Origin of the sequence: Staphylococcus auricularis, assembly GCF_051172115.1 — a bacterium.
Lineage (GTDB): Bacteria > Bacillota > Bacilli > Staphylococcales > Staphylococcaceae > Staphylococcus > Staphylococcus auricularis_A.
In genome coordinates, this window is record NZ_JBPIZN010000002.1 from 361,906 (window position 1) to 382,270 (window position 20,365).

17 protein-coding genes are annotated in these 20,365 nt (G+C 37.8%); 12 read left to right on the forward strand and 5 right to left on the reverse strand.

Annotated elements, in window-relative coordinates:
- Positions 1-15 precede the first annotated feature (15 nt).
- From nagA to ACSBRB_RS05910, 4 genes are all read left to right on the forward strand, one after another.
- Positions 16-1,182: an N-acetylglucosamine-6-phosphate deacetylase gene (gene nagA, locus ACSBRB_RS05895; protein ID WP_435032010.1), complete on the forward strand. Its 1,167-nt coding sequence runs from the start codon at positions 16-18 to the stop codon at positions 1,180-1,182.
- A 280-nt stretch (positions 1,183-1,462) separates the two neighbouring features.
- Positions 1,463-2,812 carry a hemolysin family protein gene (locus tag ACSBRB_RS05900; RefSeq protein ID WP_435032011.1) on the forward strand — a complete coding sequence of 450 codons (1,350 nt, stop codon included), beginning with the start codon at positions 1,463-1,465 and terminating at the stop codon, positions 2,810-2,812.
- A 173-nt stretch (positions 2,813-2,985) separates the two neighbouring features.
- Entirely contained in the window at positions 2,986-3,825 is an 840-nt protein-coding gene (locus ACSBRB_RS05905) for an aldo/keto reductase (RefSeq protein ID WP_435032012.1), read from the forward strand.
- Positions 3,826-4,124: 299 nt separating this feature from the next.
- A complete protein-coding gene (locus tag ACSBRB_RS05910) occupies positions 4,125-5,177 on the forward strand; it encodes a glycosyltransferase family 2 protein (protein WP_435032014.1) in 1,053 nt (350 codons plus the stop codon).
- Positions 5,178-5,321: 144 nt separating this feature from the next.
- Here ACSBRB_RS05910 and ACSBRB_RS05915 read toward each other — a convergent pair whose 3' ends face one another.
- From ACSBRB_RS05915 to queC, 4 genes are all read right to left on the reverse strand, one after another.
- Entirely contained in the window at positions 5,322-5,573 is a 252-nt protein-coding gene (locus ACSBRB_RS05915) for a GlsB/YeaQ/YmgE family stress response membrane protein (protein ID WP_180991901.1), read from the reverse strand.
- Between the two features lie 872 nt (positions 5,574-6,445).
- Positions 6,446-7,162 carry a 7-carboxy-7-deazaguanine synthase QueE gene (gene queE, locus ACSBRB_RS05920; protein ID WP_435032015.1) on the reverse strand — a complete coding sequence of 239 codons (717 nt, stop codon included), beginning with the start codon at positions 7,160-7,162 and terminating at the stop codon, positions 6,446-6,448.
- Complete coding sequence (queD, locus tag ACSBRB_RS05925) at positions 7,155-7,580, reverse strand: 6-carboxytetrahydropterin synthase QueD (protein ID WP_435032016.1); 426 nt, start codon at positions 7,578-7,580, stop codon at positions 7,155-7,157. The genes queE and queD overlap by 8 nt, the downstream gene beginning before the upstream one ends.
- Before the next feature lies 1 nt (position 7,581).
- Complete coding sequence (queC, locus tag ACSBRB_RS05930) at positions 7,582-8,253, reverse strand: 7-cyano-7-deazaguanine synthase QueC (protein WP_435032017.1); 672 nt, start codon at positions 8,251-8,253, stop codon at positions 7,582-7,584.
- A 252-nt stretch (positions 8,254-8,505) separates the two neighbouring features.
- On the opposite strand from queC, the gene ACSBRB_RS05935 reads away from it, so the two are divergent.
- The 6 genes from ACSBRB_RS05935 (at position 8,506) to ltaS (ending at position 15,574) form a co-directional block, all read left to right on the forward strand.
- Positions 8,506-9,099, forward strand: a complete 594-nt coding sequence (locus tag ACSBRB_RS05935) for an anthranilate synthase component II (RefSeq protein ID WP_435032018.1) — start codon at positions 8,506-8,508, stop codon at positions 9,097-9,099.
- A complete protein-coding gene (gene pabB, locus ACSBRB_RS05940; protein ID WP_435032019.1) occupies positions 9,083-10,237 on the forward strand; it encodes an aminodeoxychorismate synthase component I in 1,155 nt (384 codons plus the stop codon). The genes ACSBRB_RS05935 and pabB overlap by 17 nt, the downstream gene beginning before the upstream one ends.
- Positions 10,237-10,860: an aminotransferase class IV gene (locus tag ACSBRB_RS05945; protein ID WP_435032020.1), complete on the forward strand. Its 624-nt coding sequence runs from the start codon at positions 10,237-10,239 to the stop codon at positions 10,858-10,860. The genes pabB and ACSBRB_RS05945 overlap by 1 nt, the downstream gene beginning before the upstream one ends.
- A 160-nt stretch (positions 10,861-11,020) precedes the next feature.
- Positions 11,021-11,728: a 5-oxoprolinase subunit B family protein gene (locus ACSBRB_RS05950; RefSeq protein ID WP_435032021.1), complete on the forward strand. Its 708-nt coding sequence runs from the start codon at positions 11,021-11,023 to the stop codon at positions 11,726-11,728.
- Complete coding sequence (locus ACSBRB_RS05955) at positions 11,716-12,720, forward strand: 5-oxoprolinase subunit C family protein (RefSeq protein ID WP_435032022.1); 1,005 nt, start codon at positions 11,716-11,718, stop codon at positions 12,718-12,720. Before ACSBRB_RS05950 ends, ACSBRB_RS05955 begins: the two co-directional genes overlap by 13 nt.
- A gap of 913 nt (positions 12,721-13,633) precedes the next feature.
- Positions 13,634-15,574 carry a polyglycerol-phosphate lipoteichoic acid synthase LtaS gene (gene ltaS, locus ACSBRB_RS05960; protein ID WP_435032023.1) on the forward strand — a complete coding sequence of 647 codons (1,941 nt, stop codon included), beginning with the start codon at positions 13,634-13,636 and terminating at the stop codon, positions 15,572-15,574.
- Between the two features lie 60 nt (positions 15,575-15,634).
- Here the strand turns inward: ltaS and ACSBRB_RS05965 are convergent, their stop codons facing one another.
- Positions 15,635-16,453 carry a ZIP family metal transporter gene (locus ACSBRB_RS05965; protein ID WP_435032024.1) on the reverse strand — a complete coding sequence of 273 codons (819 nt, stop codon included), beginning with the start codon at positions 16,451-16,453 and terminating at the stop codon, positions 15,635-15,637.
- Between the two features lie 111 nt (positions 16,454-16,564).
- Between ACSBRB_RS05965 and ACSBRB_RS05970 the strand changes: the two genes are divergently transcribed.
- Complete coding sequence (locus tag ACSBRB_RS05970) at positions 16,565-18,448, forward strand: ABC-F family ATP-binding cassette domain-containing protein (RefSeq protein ID WP_435032025.1); 1,884 nt, start codon at positions 16,565-16,567, stop codon at positions 18,446-18,448.
- 10 nt (positions 18,449-18,458) lie between these two features.
- Positions 18,459-20,240: a DNA helicase RecQ gene (gene recQ, locus ACSBRB_RS05975; protein WP_435032026.1), complete on the forward strand. Its 1,782-nt coding sequence runs from the start codon at positions 18,459-18,461 to the stop codon at positions 20,238-20,240.
- Positions 20,241-20,365 lie beyond the last annotated feature (125 nt).

The following is a 20,365-nucleotide window of genomic DNA, read 5'->3' on the forward strand; positions in this document are numbered from 1 at the left end:
AGAAGGTAATTAATATTGAAACAATATGTCATTACAAATGGTGTGATTTATACAGAAACTGGTGTCTTAGATAAAGGACACATTTTCATAAATGAAGGAAAAATAACGCAAATTGAGTCAGGTGCATATCAAGGTGATTTACCTACATTAGATGCACGGGGTCAACATGTGTTACCAGGGTTTATCGACATTCACATGCATGGAGGCCACGGTGAAGATGCAATGGATGCCTCAGCCCAAGGATTAAATCACTTGGCAACTTCGCTTTTGTCAGAAGGTACAACAAGCTTTTTAGCGACTACTATGACACAATCGGATGAAAATATTATACACGCATTAGAAACAATAGCTAAATATCAAGCTGAACAAAATCATACAGAAGAAGCGGAAATCGCAGGGGTTCATCTAGAAGGTCCTTTTATCTCTGAACATAAAGTGGGTGCACAGAATCCTGCCTATGTCCAACGACCTACAGTTGAAAAAATCAAACAATACCAAGCAGCTGCGAATGGTTTGATTAAAGTGATGACCTTTGCGCCAGAAGTAGCAGGTGCAGATGAAACGTTACGCCAACTCCACGATGAGATCGTCTTTTCTATTGGTCATACCGTAGCTACGTATGAAGAAGTCACACGCGCCGTAGAACAAGGTGCGAAACATATCACGCATTTATATAATGCAGCGACACCATTTGCGCATAGAGAGCCAGGTGTCATTGGTGCAGCATGGCATGACCATCGCTTAAATACAGAGATTATTGTGGACGGTATCCATTCACATCCAACTGCAGTCGCGATTGCTTATCGTCAAAAAGGAAACCAACATTTTTATCTTATTACCGATGCGATGCGTGCAAAAGGCATGCCAAATGGTCATTATGATTTAGGTGGGCAAGATGTTGTCGTACAAGGTGCTGAGGCGAGACTTGCGAATGGCGCACTCGCCGGCAGTATTTTAAAAATGAATGAAGGCTTACGCAATTTGATGACTTATACAGGTGATGATCTTGAATCACTTTGGCGTGTGACGAGCTTGAACCAAGCTCAAGCGTTACAGATCGATGATGTAAAAGGAAGTATTGCGACAGGTAAGGATGCCGATTTAGTGATTGTTGATGATGAGATAACAGTGAAGACAACGATTAAAAACGGTACGGTTCACACCTTTGAAAAGAAACAATAAGAAGCTACAATGTTACTTTTCTACCGGAACTATTGACGGAATAAAGAAAATACGTTTAAATGGTAGATTGGACTTTATATTGAATAATTACTGTATATTTTGCCAAAATGAAGTCGAATTATGATAAAATATGAGTATTGTTTATCTTTTTAGGGAGGTGTCACAGATGGGAAGGATTTAATGTATCTACAGTTAAACGTGAACAAGCAGCTTAGTATACAATGGTCACCCGGATGTGACATTGAGTAATTTGGAGGTGAATCCCTAAATAGGGAACTTATTGGAAACGACGACCATAGTGAGTTTAGTTATATTTATTCTGTTGATAGCGTTGACGACTGTCTTCGTCGGATCAGAATTTACTTTAGTGAAAGTACGTGCAACACGTATCGAGCAACTTGCAGCTGAAGGGAACGGTAATGCAAAGGTAGTTAAGAAAATGCTACATAATTTGGATTATTATCTGTCTGCATGTCAACTCGGTATCACAGTTACGTCTTTAGGTTTAGGTTGGCTCGGGGAACCGACGTTCAACGAATTACTACATCCAATCTTTGAACTCGTCCATTTACCTGATGCGTTAACCACAACGATCTCATTTATTGTAGCCTTTATCATCGTAACTTATTTACACGTCGTACTTGGTGAACTCGCACCTAAGACACTTGCGATTCAACATACTGAAAAGTTAGCGCTCGTATATGCGCGTCCACTCTATTATTTCAGTACTATAATGAAGCCGTTTATATGGTTAATGAACGGGTCAGCACGTTTGATTATTCGCATTATGGGTGTAAATCCTGATGCCAATAGTGATGCGATGTCTGAAGAAGAAATCAAAATCATTATCAACAATAGTTATAATGGAGGAGAAATTAACCAAACAGAATTGGCTTATATGCAAAATATCTTTTCATTTGATGAACGTCACGCCAAAGATATCATGGTTCCACGTACACAAATGATTACATTAAATGAGCCATTTAACGTAGAAGAATTACTTGAAACGATTAAAGCATACCAATTTACACGTTATCCGATTACAGATGACGGCGATAAAGATCACGTCAAAGGCTTTATCAATGTCAAAGAATTTTTAACTGAATATGCATCAGGTAAACCAATTGTTATCGGTAACTATATTCATGAACTACCGATGATATCAGAAACGACAAGAATCAGTGATGCATTAATTCGTATGCAACGAGAACACGTACACATCAGTTTAATCATCGATGAATATGGTGGTACTGCTGGTATTTTAACAATGGAAGATATTCTTGAAGAAATTGTCGGAGAGATTCGCGATGAATTTGATAATGATGAAGTCAATGACATTGTGAAGCTAGGCGAAGATCAATATCAAATCAATGGTCGTGTGTTATTAAACGACTTACAAGAACATTATGGTATTGAATTCGAAGATTCAGAGGATATCGATACGATCGGTGGTTGGCTGCAAGCGCATAATACGAATTTACAACAAAACGATTACGTCGATACGGAATATGATCGATGGATTATTTCAGAAATTGACAACCATCAAATTATAAACGTTATCTTGAGATATGAATACAATAATGAACGTCAAACGCTTGATGCGGATAGCGAAGAGGATGACGAAGATTAATTTAATGCAACGAATAGTGGGACTTGAAATCGTCAAGGAGATTTCACAGTTCCACTTTTTTATATATTTAAAATCGGGTATAACAGACTAGATGAGTTTTACCAAGCGACGCATCGGTAGCTCTTTTGTTACCATAAAAATATAGAATACAGATAATGAAAGGATGAAAATGGATGGCAACTGAAACATATACATTAAACAATGGTTATGAAATGCCAAAAGTAGGTTTAGGTGTTTATAAAATCACAGACGAACAAATGCCTACAGCAGTAGATAGTGCGATTAAAGCAGGTTATCGTGCATTTGATACAGCTTACCTCTACAAAAATGAAGTTTCATTAGGACAAGCAATTAAAGAAAGTGATATCGATAGAGAATCATTATTTATCACTTCTAAATTGTGGAATAACCATCAAGGTTATGAAAGTGCAAAAGAACATTTTTATCAATCATTAGAAGATTTAGGCTTAGATTATTTAGATTTATATCTTATTCATTGGCCATGTGAAGCGGATGACTTATTTATTGAAAGCTATAAAGCGCTAGAAGAATTATACAAAGAAGGTAAAGTAAAAGCCATCGGAGTTGCTAACTTCAAACCGCATCATTTAGATAAATTAATGGCAGAAACTGAAATTGTGCCAGCAGTAAACCAAATCGAAGTGCACCCATTCTTTAACCAAGCTGAAACACAAGCTTATTGTGACGAACACGATATCATCGTGACTGCTTGGATGCCATTGATGAGAGATGGTGGTTTATTAAATCAAGACACAATTGTAAACATCGCTAAAAAATATGATAAAACACCTGCTCAAGTCGTATTACGTTGGCATTTAGCACACAATCGTGTTGTGATTCCAAAATCTAAATCTCCGGAACACATCAATCAAAACTTTGATATTTTTGATTTTGAATTAACTGAAGATGAAGTCAATGATATCGATGCATTGAATAAAGATGATCGTCAAGGTTACGATCCAGATGACGTTGATATGAATACTTTAAAATAACTTAGTATGTAGACCAACTTTCAACGCCCCGTGATGTTTGTGAAGCGGTGGGGTTTGGAAGTTGGTTTTTTTATTTTAAAATAGTAAGTGGAATTGATAGAATAAAAGAGCTTGACAAAATAATGAAATTTCATCGATGCATCCTAAAAATAGGTGTTCATTCATCATTACAATCGATGAAATAGGGTATAGGTGTAAGGATAAAACGAAGCGGATGAGCATCAATCAGGTACAAATAATAGAGGATGTTCAGTCATCCATATCCTAATGACTAAGTTAAGAAATGAAAGGTGTAGCCAATGAAATTAAGAGTCATTGTCCCTTGTTATAACGAGGGTGAAATCATAGTAAAAACATACCAACGACTCACAGAAATCTTGTCTCAAGATAGCCTTCAACAACATTATGATTACGATTTATTATTTGTAGATGACGGCAGTAAAGATGAAACCATTAGTTATATCCAAGAGGCTGCTGAAAGTGATCACCATGTTAAATTTATTTCTTTTAGTAGGAATTTTGGCAAGGAATCTGCAATGATCGCAGGTTTCCAACATAGTGTGGATTGTGATGCTGTCGTGATGATCGATGCAGATCTACAGCATCCACCGACACTCATTCCTCAACTTGTGGAAGGCTATAAAGAGGGTTACGACCAAGTAGTCGCAAAACGGAATCGAGATGGTGAAAAGCAGTCTCGCAAGTTATTAACGAAAATGTATTATAAACTGATCAACCATTTCGTGGAAGACATCCAATTAAATGATGGTATAGGTGATTTTAGACTGTTGAGCCAACGCGCAGTGAGATCACTTGTGTCTTTAGATGAAGCGAACCGTTTTTCTAAAGGACTATATGAATGGATCGGTTATAATACCAAAATATTTACGTATGAAAATGTAGAGCGTGAAGCGGGAGAATCAAAATGGTCATTTAAACAATTACTGAATTATGGTATCAATGGCTTGCTTTCATTTAATACGAAACCGTTAAGATTATTGATCTATTTTGGTGTATTTGTGTCGTTCATTAGCGTCTTATATATTTTATACATCCTGATAGATATCATGTTTAATGGCATCGATACACCAGGTTATTTTTCAACGATTGCGGCGATTTTATTCCTTGGTGGGGTACAATTGATCGCAATCGGTATTGTTGGTGAATATATTGGCCGGATTTACTTTGAAGTCAAACAACGACCGAAATATCTTGTTCAGGCTACCAATCTTAAGCCAATCAATGATGTTAACCGTGAAGAAGACCCACATGTTAAACAAGCTCAGCGACATGAAGACGAGAAAGCACACGATGAGGCTGAAACGCATGAAAAAGCACTCGTTCGTCATTGATAGAGGCACCTACATGCGATATGAATAGAATATCATGTAACAAAAGAGACCAGGACGTGTGTCCCGGTCTCTTTTGTTTCTACACATATTATGTTTAAGTATTAATTTTCTAGCGATTGTGATGCCACAAAGCGCTATGTCATATTATTTGCGAATTAAGTTTAATACAAGTGACACAATTGCAATTAATACAATCGTACCGATTAACGCAGGGAAGATATGGATACTGCCGATAGATGGACCCCATTCGCCTAATAGCCAACTACCTAGAGCAGCACCAACGATACCTGAGATGATATTACCGAGAATACCACCAGGGATATCTTTACCTAAGATGCCACCTGCGATCCAACCGATTAAACCACCGACGATTAACATAAGGATGAATCCCATTATATTGTCCCTCCTCCTATTTAAGTGTCTCCCTGTCATATACCACATTTGAATTAAAGTTAATCATTTTTTTATAGAAAAAACATTCACCCAAAACAAATATAATATAAATAGCAAGTACACAATGATAAAGGCGTACCAGTAAGGTGTTAATAATGTCATGAGAATTAAGGAAAGAATAATAATCAGATGTCCCAATGTGATGGGATGCTTAATCATCGAAAGTAGTTTGATTTGTTCTTGTTCCTGTGGTTGAAAAGTAGAATAGAACAATAATATCGCCCCGATTAAAAATATCGCAGGAGACAGATAAGGTATGGACATATAGTATGAATCATTGCTTGTAATATATGTAAGTATGAGTGACGTGCTTACAATGATAGTGATGATATACGCGATAAATTTTTGGTTCTTGATCATACGAGTTGGATGTTTATGATCTAAGTATAATTGTAGGACCGTCCATACGAGGAGCATGATCGGCGTGTAAAATGAAATATAATCATAATTACCAACGAGAAATAAATTGACGAGACCATTAACTGTTATCGCAATAAGCATAGAACTAAATGTAAGCTGCTTATAATTATGACGGTATAAATCGATGAAAAAGATAATCGATACCGCAATAATATTGATGATTATGGGTACTAGCATGATGATCTCCTTAATTTTCCTACTTCATTGCATCATTATACCAATTCAGTCACAGTTAATCATTCAATAACTTTTATTTATCAATAGAGAAATGATTGATGCGTTATGTTTTAGGGGAGTGTTTGAGATGTGTTGACGTGACTTCGCTTAAATAACGGAAAGACAAAAAGGAGCAGATAAGATCTCACATCTCATATCTGCTCCTCTTTAATGATGAGTTATACGCCTTTTTTATTACTCCACAATAACGTGTGCAATTGCGGTAACACATAAACGTCATTCATATCTGACGTGTTAATCACACGATCGACGAGTGATTCATAGAGTGCTAATAATCTCGCAGTATGATTTTCAATATATTCACCATCTAGATAAGGGTTACCCACTTGTAAATAGAACGGGATAGATGGATATCTGTGGTGAATATCGCGCGCAAAATCAAAATCTTTATCATCAAAGACGACGACTTTTAAATTAAGTGTTTCAGGTACACATTGTTCAATCACTTCATCGAGTGTCATGAGATTAGGTTTCATCATAGAACTAGGCGGTTTCGGACTAATCGTTAAGTCATCGATTTGACGCATCCACGGTTGGAAACGACTGCCTTGTGTTTCTAGTGCACTATGGATGCCTTTTTCATCAAAAAGATCGACTAAATCTTGAATGCCTTTAATGAGTGCAGGATTACCCCCTGAAATCGTCACGTGGTTGAAGTAATCTCCACCTATGCGATAGAGCTCATCATAAATTTCTTCAGCTGTCATCATCTTGATTTGATCTTTAGCACTGCCATCCCATGTAAAGCTTGAATCACACCAACTACAGCGATAATCACAACCTGCTGTACGTACAAACATTGTTTTTCGACCGATGACGCGTCCTTCACCTTGGATGGTTGGACCAAATATTTCTAACACAGGTATTTTAGCCATGTTGTTGCTCCTTAGGACGATAAACAACATAGCTTGTTAGTGTTTCTCTTACGAAGACTTGGACGCAATGGGGTTGGTTGTCACGTTCATTAAGTGCTGTTTGTACCATATGATAAATCGTTTGAGCGACGATTTCTGTAGAAGGACTTTTGTCTTTAAACTGGGGGAGTTCATTTAATAATTGATGGTCGAATTGACCATGAACGAGTGATTTTAATTCTGCAAAGTTAACTAAGAAGCCGTTGTGATCGAGTTCGTCACCCGCAATCGTTAAGTTAACGAAATACGTATGTCCATGTGTGCGCATGCATTTTCCTGCATCTTCACTAGGAATATAATGCGCAGCTGAAAAATTAAAGTCTTTATTGAGTTCGAATGCATAAGGGTGAGCGACAGACGGATACATTTGTTGGAACATATTAATTCGCACCTTTCTCTGCTAAGTAGGCATTTAATCCGCGCGCACGTAATTTACAAGCTGGACATTCACCACAACCCGTACCGATGATGCCGTTATAGCAAGTGAGCGTATTGTAACGCACATAATCTAAGACACCTAGTTCATCACTTAACGCCCATGTTTGTTTTTTGTCGAGCCACATGAGTGGGGTGTGAATGACAAAGTCTTTTTCCATTGCGAGACTCAATGTGACATTCATAGATTTAATGAAACTATCACGGCAATCTGGGTAACCAGAAAAGTCCGTCTCACATACACCTGTAATAATATTTTTCACGTTGATTTGATATGCAAGGGCACCAGCAAATGATAAGAACAAGAGATTGCGCGCAGGTACAAATGTGTTCGGCATGTCATCATCTGTTTGTTCAATCTCCATATCATGTTGGGTGAGTGCATTAGGTGTGAGTTGAGATAATAATGACATATCTAGGACATGATGTTTTAAACCTTGTTCTTGTGCAATTTGTTGTGCCACTTCAATTTCTGTATCGTGACGTTGGCCGTATTGGAATGTCACGAGTTCGACGTGTTCAAAATGTTTTTTAGCCCAAAATAAACAAGTGGTGCTATCTTGGCCACCACTGAAAACAACGACTGCTTTATTTGGATCTAAAGATTGTTCGGACATGTTTATTGCGCTCCTTAATAAATCGGTTTAGCAAACAGTTCAACGAGATTCATGGCATAAAAAAAGCCTATCTCTATAAAAAGATAGACATCGTCATACAAGTCTAGTTTTTTATAGAGGGTATCAGCTAGTAACCTCTGTTGATCAAATTATACGTTCTCTAGATTAATATATTTATATTGTAAAATCAAGGTCAACTTTGGGATAATAAGAATAAGTATAAATTGTATCCGCATACATTGAGGTGACAAAATGATAGTAGTGATAGATAATAAAGATTCATTTACATATAACCTAGTCGATTTAATCGCACGCAATACCAAACAGGACGTGCGGGTCATTGATGTGGATCGCGTGACGATTGAGACTTTAGAAAGTTTGACGCCAAGTGCACTTGTGATTTCTCCTGGACCCGGAGTGCCAAAGAATTATCCGGTTCTTTATGACATCATTCGTACATTTGAAAAACGTTGTCCGATATTGGGGGTATGTCTCGGCTTCCAATTACTCATTGATTATTATGGCGGCGATGTTATCGCAAATGACAAGCCAGTTCACGGACATACCACACCATTAACTCACGATCAGTCCACACTTTTTGAACATTTACCACAGCAATTTAATGTGATGCGTTATCATTCATTAATGGCAGATCGTCGGACGTTGCCTTCTGAACTTAACGTTACAGCAGAAAATAATGAAGGGGTCATCATGGCTGTGGCACATCGCTCGCAACCCATCTTTGGTGTACAGTATCATCCTGAATCTATCTTGAGTGAATACGGTACTGAACAAATACAATTATTTTTGAATTTAACAGGTGAGACATATGCAAATCAAATTTAATTATAGATATTATACAGATGAAACAGAATTTGAAACGTATGCATGTCAATTTGATCATATTGTAGATCAACGCGTTGCAACACAATTAGCAGACGTGGGAGCAGTAGTTGATTTTGCGGAATCAGCACAACGACAAGGATACTACGTCGCACTTTATTTACCTTATGAAGCGGCACGTTATTTTAATGAAGAAATGACAACATGTGAGGTAGAAGATCCTTATATTTATGCGGCAGCTTATGTGTTGGACGAGCCAGTCAAGGAAGGCCCACAGGAAGCATCCTCACATGAAACAGATTTGGCTGAGTCAATGTCGCCGTTCGAATTTCAATTATCTGACGATATGTTAGTTAAAGGTATTCAAAAAGTGCAAGATGAGATTGTACGTGGCAATACATATCAAGTAAACTATACAACTCGTTTGAAAACGACGGCAGAGAAGCCTATCAGTGCTCTATATGAAACATTACAACAACAAAGCAATGGGTTTTATACGGCATTAATCGATACACCTGACGTACAAGTTGCCTCTATTTCACCGGAGCTATTCTTTCAACAAGGCCATTTTAAATCGATGGACAACGTCATTGTGAGCAAGCCAATGAAAGGGACCATGCCTAGAGGACGCACACAGGAGGAAGATGTGCAGAATGCTGAAATACTCGCACATTCAGAAAAAGATCGTGCTGAAAACGTCATGATTGTCGATTTACTACGAAATGATATTTCACGCATCGCTCGTGAAGGTTCTGTAAAGGTCTATCAACTCTTTGCGGTGGAACATTACGCGACCGTGCTACAAATGACATCCATGGTTACAGGACAATTGCGTTCGACTCACTCACTCGTCGATATTTTGCGCGCGCTTTTCCCATGTGGATCAATTACCGGTGCGCCTAAATTAAATACGATGAAATATATCGCTCAATTAGAGCAACAGCCAAGACATATCTACTGTGGTACAATTGGTTTATTATTACCGAATGGCAAGCGTATTTTTAACGTACCGATTCGTACGATTCAATATATCAATCAACAAGCCATTTACGGCGTAGGAGCAGGCATTACTATCGATTCTGATCCAATGTCTGAAGTACGTGAATTTAAAGATAAAACAAGCATACTGGAGGCACTGTAATGGAATTATTCGAAACAATGCGTCTGGAAAACGGCATGATTAAACGATTAACCTATCATTTTGAACGTATGATGCGGGGGAGTGTCGATTTAGGGTTTGATTTTTCAGTGCAACAATGGAATCAAATCATCGATGAACTTCAATCTCGTTATGACAAAGGGGTTTGGCGTGTCAAAGTGACGAATGATCAACAAGGGGAGATGCATTACACCATTGCTGAGCTTCCGGATAAAGTGGAATTTACCGCAAAATTACAACAGATTGATCCCCAAACGCCAGTCGAAGAGAGAGTTCATAAAACCTCACATCGAGATCACTTACAACACGATCATCAGACTGATTTAGTATTATTATATGATGAAAAAGGCAAAATATTAGAATTTGATATTGGCAATATTTTAATGAAAAAGGACGACTGCTATTTTACACCGACATATGATACAGATTTACTTCAAGGATGTATGAGACAAATGTTGCTTGATGAAGGACGTATAGAAGCACAAGACATCAATGTTAGTGATTTTGTCCAAGCGTTCAAACATGGGGAACTCAGAACGTATTTAATCAATAGCTTACGTGAAGTTGTGCCAGTAGAGATGAAATTTGAAACGTCAGATGAATAAATGACTTTTTAACAGCATTTTTAGTTGCTTAATCCGCTATGATGACCGTTTTCTTAGTGAAAGTGAGACTTCATTTTTGTTATCATAATTTTGAGGAGCTTAATTTTAACCGTATACGGATTGAAAATAAAGGATTAGACATTACTTATGAGGTGAATTTATGAAGATATATAGCCAAGGAGACCAAGCGATTGTGGTATCGATAGAGAAACCCGTCTCCAAGCATTTAACTGAAGATTTAGTGGCATTGAGAAATTATTTAGTGAAACAAGACTATCCATTTATCACTGAAATTGTGCCGACTGAATCTGATATGATGGTCTGCTATGATGCGCGGGATATGATTAAACATCATCATATTCAATCACCTTTTCAATATATGAAATCACTGCTCGAGTCTATACAACTTGAGACCGCTTATGTAGAACATTTACAGGAACCGGTTGAAATTCCTGTCGTGTATGGCGGTGATCACGGTCCTGATTTAGCTCAGCTATTAGATTACTATGAAATGGATTATGACCAATTTGTTTCTACACATACGCAACCGACGTATTTTGTTTCTATGATGGGCTATTCTCCTGGTTTCCCTTATTTAACAGGTATGGATGAGACGCTATACGTCAATCATACTGGAGATAAAAAGCACTTTATTCCAGCTGGTTCAGTGATTATTGAAGGTAAAAAAACCGGTATCGTAACGACAGACTCTTATGGTGATTGGTTAGTCATTGGTTATACACCTCTCGAATTATTTTCACCGAACAAACAGCCATTTACGCGACTTGCGCTCGGGGACAATGTGCGATTTAAAGCGTATGAAGCGGATCAACTGAAATTAGGAGGATTTAAACCATGTCAATCATAATAGAAGATAGCGGCTTGTTTTCAAGCTTCCAAGATTTTGGACGCCAAGGTTATGAACATAATGGTGTGATTCCAGGTGGTGCCATGGATGTCCTCGCACATGAAATTGCAAATCGCCTCGTAGCGAACGATAAGAATGAAGCCACACTAGAGATGACACATAAAATGGCTCGTATTCGCTTTACTGAGCCGACATTAATCGCATTAAGTGGTGGGAGCTTTAAAGCACGCACACAAACGATGACAGTTCTTCCTAATAAGCTTTATTTAATGGAAAAAGGGGACGTGCTCCGCTTTACTGAAACAAGCCGTACAGGCCGTGTTTATCTCGCAGTAGCTGGAGGCTTTGAATTGGAAGAATGGTTAGGTTCTAATTCGACTGATTTTAAAGCAAAAATTGGTGGCTTTCACGGTCGCAAATTGCGTAAAGGCGACGAGATTAATATGAAACGTGATTATAACGAACGTCATGAAAAATTATTTGAGAATCTGGAAGATACCCATCAAACGGATTGGGGCATCGATGGCTATGCATTGTCATTTAATTATATGTCAGACGTCATTCATGTGATTAAAAGTAAAGGAACGGAAGATTTTGATAGTGATGCGTTAGAACAATTTACGCTCAATGAATATAAAGTGACGAGCAAAGCGAATCGTATCGGCATGCTTGTAGAAGGTACCCCTGTGAAAGCTTATTACGATGATATGCCCGCCCATCAATCTGTGAAATGGGGTACGATTCAAGTGAAACGCGACGGTACGCCTATCATTTTACTCAACGACCATTACACGTTAGGTAGTTATCCGCAAATAGGGACTATCGCAAGCTATCATTTAACAAAACTTGGTCAAAAAGCACAAGGTTCTAAACTTAAATTCCAATTTATTGATATTGAACGTGCTGAAAATAATCTCGTTAAATATAGTAATTGGATGAACCAATTATTCCATGGCATTGAATATCGTATGCAGTTAGAAATGTTAAAATAAGGTAAAGGGTATTTTTGTGGTAAAATAGGTTTAAAAGTGATAGAAACAGTGCGTCATTAAGAAAAGTGAAAAAATAAGAAATTGGTGATCAATGCTGTCATGATGCGACTTTATATACGTGAAACACATTCAATCACCGCATATACATATGAACATTGAGGATAAAGAAACGAGTAGAAAAGAAATCGTATACGTAAGTCTCAAGTCTGATTAGCTTTAAGCTATCTTTCTATATAATGGATTATATTGAAAATAAAATTATCATGTTAATGGTAATGACAACAAACCGCATAGTTCAGCGGTTTTCAAGCTAAAAACAAACAATATTAGGGTTATATATATTGAAAAAAGTGTCTTTTTACTTGATATTTAATTCAATTTGCTCTATATTTGATTATTGAAATATGCGCATTTTGTTACATTTAGATTACAAATATAGTGTGTTTGTAAAGAAAGTGTGACGAAATTATTCTATCATTCATTTGAATTTTACAAACAGAGAAATTAAACAGAGTGAATGAACCGATTAAAGTAAATAGATAATAATTCTGGACGATACGCTTGATAAATGAAAGCGTAAGTGTCGTTATATAGCAGGAAAGTAAAGAAATAAGCGATAGGAAAGTTCCCCAATTGAAGATGTAGGCAATGATGCAAATTGATCGTTTCACAAACTATACGCTCGGCACATTTGTCTAGGGGAGATTGAAGAAAAGATAAAAAACAAAGCGATAGCATACGCGAGACACGCAAAAGTATAGAAATCTATGATTGCAATAAACGAATGTTTCGTCTGTTGTAACGCGATAAATCTATTTTTGTAACGCATCGAATGACGCACAAAATTGATGAATACTGACATACTATGCTGAGTGAGACTGCTCCATAGTAAATAAAAACGGAGGAAACAAACATGAGTATACACAAAAAGAAACTGTCTCTTTTTGCTTTTTTTATTTTAACAGTCCTGACTGTTACGCTGAAAACATACTTTTCGTACTATGTTGATTTTTCATTAGGCGTTAAGGGTTTAACTCAAAACTTAATACTCTTACTTAACCCCTACAGCTTAATCGCCTTAGTACTAAGTGTGTTCTTATTCTTTAAAGGTAAAAAAGCATTTTGGTTCATCTTTACTGGCGGTTTCTTACTTACTGTTCTATTGTATGCGAACGTCGTATACTTTAGATTCTTCTCTGACTTCTTAACGTTCAGTACTTTGAATCAGGTAAGTAATGTTGATTCAATGGGTGGTGCTGTGGGCGCAACATTCAAATGGTACGACTTTATTTATTTTGCTGATACAGCTGTATACCTATTTATTCTCATTTTTAAACAAAAATGGTTAAGCAAACGTGTATTTAGTAAAAAATTCGTACCCGTTGTGATGGCTGCTTCCGTTGCATTGTTCTTCTTGAACTTAGCATTTGCAGAAGCAGATCGACCAGAACTACTCACACGTACATTCGACCATAAATACTTAGTTAAGTACTTAGGACCTTATAACTTCACGGTCTATGATGGCGTCAAAACTATCCAAAGTAATCAACAAAAAGCGTTAGCCAATGAAGATGACTTAACGAGAGTATTAAATTATACAAAACAAAAACATTCAGAACCAAACCCAGAATATTACGGCGCAGCTAAGAAGAAAAATATCATTAAAATACACTTAGAAAGTTTCCAAACGTTCTTGATCAATAAAAAAGTGAACGGCGAAGAAGTGACACCATTCTTAAACAAACTCTCTTCAGGTAATGAAGATTTCACTTACTTCCCTAACTTCTTCCATCAAACTGGTCAAGGCAAAACATCTGACGCAGAGTTAACGATGGATAACAGTTTATATGGTTTACCTCAAGGATCTGCTTTCTCATTAAAAGGTGACAACTCATATCAATCACTACCAGCGATCCTAGAACAAAAACGAGGTTATACAACGAACGTTATGCATGGGGACTACAAAACATTCTGGAACCGTGATCAAATTTATAAACACTTTGGGTTAGATAAATTCTATGATGCAACGTACTTCGATATGTCAGATGAAAATATCGAAAACTTAGGTCTGAAAGATAAAGAGTTCTTTAAAGAATCTGTGGACTACTTAGATAAAGAAAAACAACCATTCTACTCACACTTAATTACGTTAACGAACCATTATCCATTCACACTATCTGAAGAAGATGCTTCTATTGATCAACCGGATACAGGGGACTCAACAGTAGATGGATATATTCAAACAGCACATTATTTAGACCAAGCGTTAGAACAATTTGTGAAAGACTTGAAAGATAAAGGTCTCTATGATGATTCAGTAATCCTACTTTACGGTGACCACTATGGTATTTCTGAAAATCATAACAAAGCGATGGAAAAATTATTAGATGAAGATATCACACCAGCGAAATTCACTGATTTAAACCGTACAGGCTTATGGATGAAAATACCTGGTAAAGACGGTGGCGTAAATGAAACTTATGGTGGTCAAGTCGATATCATGCCGACATTACTCCATTTAGAAGGCATCGACACTAAAAATTATGCGATGATGGGTACAGATCTCTTCTCTAAAGATCACGATGATACAATCGCATTCAGAAATGGTGACTTTATTACAAAAGACTACAAATATGTGAATGGTCGTATCTATGATAACGAAGACAATCAACCTGTCACAGAAAAACCAAAGGACTTCGATAAACGTAAACAACAGACCGAAAAAGATCTGGAAACAAGTGATAAGATCTTGAATGGTGATTTATTCAGATTCTACGACAATCCAGATTTCGACAAAGTGAAACCTTCGGATTATAACTATCCAACAGGTCCAAAAGGTTCAGAAAAACAATAACAGTAAAAACCCCTTACTCCATTGTGAGTAAGGGGTTTATTTTGCAAAAAATGCCTTTTACTATCCAAGTGCAACGTCTAAAATCATCATAATTGTGAATCCAACCATTAAACTTAATGTCGCTAAATCCGTGTTGTTACCCGATTGTGACTCTGGAATGAGTTCTTCCACACAAACGAAGATCATTGCACCAGCTGCAAAAGCGAGTGCGTAAGGTAACATCGGTGTGACGATTAATACGGCTGCTGCACCAACTGTTGCGAAGATAGGTTCGACTATAGCTGATAATTGCCCATAGTTGAATGCTTTCCATTGTGACGCACCTTCCGCACGAATTGGCATAGAAACGGCTGCACCTTCAGGTATATTCTGAATACCGATTCCGATTGCGAGGCCGAGTGCGCCGAGTAAGGTCGCTTGTCCGTTCCCTGAGACAACGCCACCAAATGCGACACCAATGGATAAACCTTCTGGGATATTGTGCAGTGTGATGGCTAACACAAGTAAGGTGCTTTTATTTAAACTTTTCGTTTTCACACCTTCACGTTGTTGGTGCTCATCTGTTGCATTCCGATGAATATGAGGAATGACAAAATCTAAGCCACGAATAAAGATTCCACCTAGTAAGAATCCGATTGCTGCAGGTAACCAAGGAATGGCACCATCTTCATTGTATTCAATGGCAGGTTGTAATAAAGACCAGAAACTGGCTGCAATCATGATTCCAGCAGCGAAACCTTGCATTGTATTTAAGACTTTGTCGTTCATCGTTTTAAACACAAAGACAGCCGCCGCACCAAGTGCTGTCAGTAACCACGTTACGATACCAGCACTTAATGCTTGGATAGCAGGAGGTAGATTTTGAAATATTTCGGCCATACCCATGCCTCCTTTGTATCATTTGCACTGAAAAAGATGTATAATATATAGAACTGAAATTTATTTTAACAGATTTATATTGAGATTACGATGTTAAAAGGGTGTTGGAGAATGGAATCATACAAGATTGAGCATTTAAATAAATCATATGCAGATAAAGTGATATTTGATGATTTGCATTTATCAATATCTGAAGGAGAAAAAATAGGACTCGTCGGAATCAATGGGACCGGTAAGAGTTCATTATTGAAAGTGATTGCTAATCTAGACGAGGATTACGAGGGTGAGGTGACGCATCCAAATGGTTATCGGATACGCTATTCCTCACAAAAACAAACCTTCGATGAAAACCAAACAGTATTTGACGCCGTGTTAGCCTCAGATTCGAAAGTCGCACAATTGATTAAAGATTATGAGCATGCGATGAATCGTTATCTTGAAACACAAAGTGATGCGGATCTTGAACGTATGATGCAAGCACAGACGAAAATGGATGAGAACGATGCTTGGGATTACAATGCAGAGGTTAAAACCATTTTATCTAAACTTGGGATTACCGAGACCGCAAAGCAAGTACACGAACTTTCTGGGGGACAACAAAAACGTGTCGGATTAGCGAAAACATTAATCGAGCAACCTGATTTATTATTGTTAGACGAACCGACGAACCATCTTGATTTTGAATCGATCAGCTGGTTAATCAACTATGTGAAACAGTATCCACATACGGTGCTTTTCGTCACGCACGATCGTTATTTCCTTAACGAAGTGGCTACACGCATTGTTGAACTGGATAGAGGGCAACTCACTTCTTACCCAGGTAATTATGAAGATTACATTGCGATGCGTGCTGAAAATGAGCAAATCGAACAGAAACAACAGGAAAAACAAAAAGCGTTATATAAACAAGAACTTGCATGGATGCGTGCAGGTGTCAAAGCAAGATCGACGAAACAACAAGCTCGGATTAATCGTTTTAAAGATTTAGAACAAAATGTTAAAAATCAACATCAACAAGATAAAGGCTCGTTGAACTTAGCTTACTCCAGATTAGGTAAGCAAGTGTTTGAGCTCGAACATCTGACGAAAAGAATCGACAACAAGACGCTTTTTGCGGACATTACTCAAATCATTCAGAATGGTCAGCAAATCGGTATTGTTGGACCGAATGGTGTAGGGAAGACGACATTACTGAATATCTTAAGTGGTGAAGATGAGGATTATGATGGCGTGCTGAAAATTGGCCAAACCGTCAAGATCGCCTACTTTAGACAAACAGAAGAACGATTAGATCGTGATGTTCGTGTCATCGATTATCTGCGTGAAGAAAGTGAAGTTGCTGAAGAACAAGATGGCACGTCAGTATCTGTCACACAATTACTTGAACGTTTCCTTTTCCCGAGCGAAACGCACGGCAAGAAGCTATTTAAACTATCGGGTGGCGAACAGAAAAGGTTGTACCTACTCAAACTGTTAGTGCACCAACCGAATGTGTTAATGCTAGACGAGCCGACCAATGATTTAGACACTGAAACACTCACTATTTTAGAAGATTACATCAATACATTCGGCGGATCAGTCATCACGGTGAGTCACGACCGCTATTTCTTGAATAAAGTTGCACAAGAATATTGGTACATCCACGATGGGGTGATGGATCGTATCATAGGGGATTTCGATGATTATCTCGCTTTTCAAAAGGAACAGCAAAAGGAAGCTCAGCAAGTGGCTGCAGCATCGACACCAAAACAAACTCAACAACCTAAGAAACGCAAAAAAGGATTATCTTATAAGGAAAAACGAGAATACGAAACATTGTTAGAACGGATTGAAGAAACTGAACAGAGATTAACTGAAATAGACGATGAAATGGTAGCAGCAAGTTCAGATTATGCGAAAGTTAAAGACTTAAGTGATGAGCAACAACAACTCAATGAACGCTACGAAGCGGATATGTTGAGATGGAGCGAATTAGAAGAATTAAAAGAACAATGAGGGAATACGAATGATGGAGCAAACTTTATCGCACTATTTTGGATATGAAACCTTTCGTCCAGGTCAGAAAGAAATAATAACTAAAATTATGGATCATCGTAACGTATTAGGGGTGCTACCAACTGGCGGAGGGAAATCCATATGCTATCAAGTGCCAGGACTGATGCTTGGCGGTATCACCATCGTCATTAGTCCGCTAATTTCTTTAATGAAAGACCAAGTTGATCAACTAACTGCTGCAGGGATTTCAGCGATTTATTTGAACAGCAGTTTATCCCAAGCGAAACAACGTGAGATTGAACGTGGACTGACTCAAGACAAATATCAATTTCTTTACGTTGCACCAGAGCGTTTTGACAATCCTGAATTCATTGCATTATTACGTCAATTATCGATACGTTTAGTTGCTTTTGATGAAGCGCACTGTATTTCAAAATGGGGACATGATTTTAGACCGAGCTATCAAGCTGTGATTTCGAAAGTGCTCAGCTTGCCACAAGATTTTGCGATCGTCGCATTAACAGCAACCGCGACGGCTGAGGTTCAAAAAGATATCATGTCACGAGTACACATTGCGGATGAAGATGAAATTAAAACGAGCACGAAACGGCCGAATTTAATCTTCCAAGTGAATCCGACATTTCAACGCCAAAACTTTGTCATTGACTATGTGAAAGACCATCCTAAACAAGCGGGCATTATTTATTGTGCGACGCGTAAGCAAGTCGAAGAACTGGATGAGGCGTTACAAAATAATCATGTTAACAGCACATACTATCATGCGGGGTTAACGAATAAAGAGCGTGAACAAGCGCAGAATGACTTTATCTATGATCGCGTGCGCGTCGTTGTAGCGACGAATGCGTTTGGTATGGGGATAGATAAATCCAATGTACGCTTTGTCATACACTACAACATGCCAGGCGATTTGGAATCTTATTATCAAGAGGCAGGTCGTGCGGGTCGCGATGGATTACCGAGTGACTGTATTTTACTATTCTCTGAACGTGATATCGGATTACATCAATACTTTATTACCTCATCTAAAGCAGATGATGATTATAAAGATAAAATGGGTGAAAAGCTGACCAAAATGATTCAGTACACGAAAACGAAAAAATGCCTCGAAGCGACATTAGTGCACTACTTTGAACCCAATGAACGATTGGAAGAATGCGGTCAGTGTAGTAACTGTAAACATACAGATAAGACGTATAATATGACAGAAGAAGCGAAGATGATTTTGAGTTGTGTGATTCGAATGCAACAACAAGAAAGTTATAGTGTACTCATTCAAGTCTTACGTGGTGAACTCTCTGATTACATCCAACAGCGACAATATAACCAACTCTCTACGCATGGCATTATGAAAGACTATACAACATCTGAATTAAGCCATCTCATTGACGAATTGCGTTTTAAAGGATTCCTCAATGAATATAATAGTATTTTGACCTGCGATAATTCCGTTAAATCCGTATTGAATGGTGACATTGAAATCTATACGACACCATTTAAACACAAGACGAAAGAAAAAGTGCATATCAATACGGTTGAGGGTGTCGATCGAGATCTCTTTGACCAACTTGTCGATGTGCGACAACAACTCAGTCAACAACTCGGTATCGCACCGGTCAGCATTTTCTCAGATTATACGTTAGAAGAATTTGCGAAACGTAAGCCTGAGTCGAAACAGGATATGATCGCAATCGAAGGGGTCGGCAGTTACAAGTTGAAACACTACTGTCCGAAATTCCTTGAAACGATACAAACATATAAAGCAGGCGTTTAACACGACTTTCAACGTCATAAGCATTGCTTTATGTGTATATTGATCTTAGAAGATATGGAGCTTATCTCAAATGAGAGATAGGTTCCATTTTTTGCATCTAAAAGAGAATTTATAGCAATCATTTT

Coding starts and splice junctions, on each gene's coding strand:
- ACSBRB_RS05945 (WP_435032020.1), top strand. CDS start 10,237: ATGGAATTATTCGAAACAATGCGTCTGGAAAACGGCATGATTAAACGA.
- ACSBRB_RS05950 (WP_435032021.1), top strand. CDS start 11,021: ATGAAGATATATAGCCAAGGAGACCAAGCGATTGTGGTATCGATAGAG.
- ACSBRB_RS05970 (WP_435032025.1), top strand. CDS start 16,565: ATGGAATCATACAAGATTGAGCATTTAAATAAATCATATGCAGATAAA.
- queC (WP_435032017.1), bottom strand. CDS start 8,253: ATGTCCGAACAATCTTTAGATCCAAATAAAGCAGTCGTTGTTTTCAGT.
- ltaS (WP_435032023.1), top strand. CDS start 13,634: ATGAGTATACACAAAAAGAAACTGTCTCTTTTTGCTTTTTTTATTTTA.
- ACSBRB_RS05905 (WP_435032012.1), top strand. CDS start 2,986: ATGGCAACTGAAACATATACATTAAACAATGGTTATGAAATGCCAAAA.
- ACSBRB_RS05955 (WP_435032022.1), top strand. CDS start 11,716: ATGTCAATCATAATAGAAGATAGCGGCTTGTTTTCAAGCTTCCAAGAT.
- queD (WP_435032016.1), bottom strand. CDS start 7,580: ATGTTCCAACAAATGTATCCGTCTGTCGCTCACCCTTATGCATTCGAA.
- recQ (WP_435032026.1), top strand. CDS start 18,459: ATGATGGAGCAAACTTTATCGCACTATTTTGGATATGAAACCTTTCGT.
- ACSBRB_RS05965 (WP_435032024.1), bottom strand. CDS start 16,453: ATGGCCGAAATATTTCAAAATCTACCTCCTGCTATCCAAGCATTAAGT.
- ACSBRB_RS05910 (WP_435032014.1), top strand. CDS start 4,125: ATGAAATTAAGAGTCATTGTCCCTTGTTATAACGAGGGTGAAATCATA.
- ACSBRB_RS05935 (WP_435032018.1), top strand. CDS start 8,506: ATGATAGTAGTGATAGATAATAAAGATTCATTTACATATAACCTAGTC.
- queE (WP_435032015.1), bottom strand. CDS start 7,162: ATGGCTAAAATACCTGTGTTAGAAATATTTGGTCCAACCATCCAAGGT.
- pabB (WP_435032019.1), top strand. CDS start 9,083: ATGCAAATCAAATTTAATTATAGATATTATACAGATGAAACAGAATTT.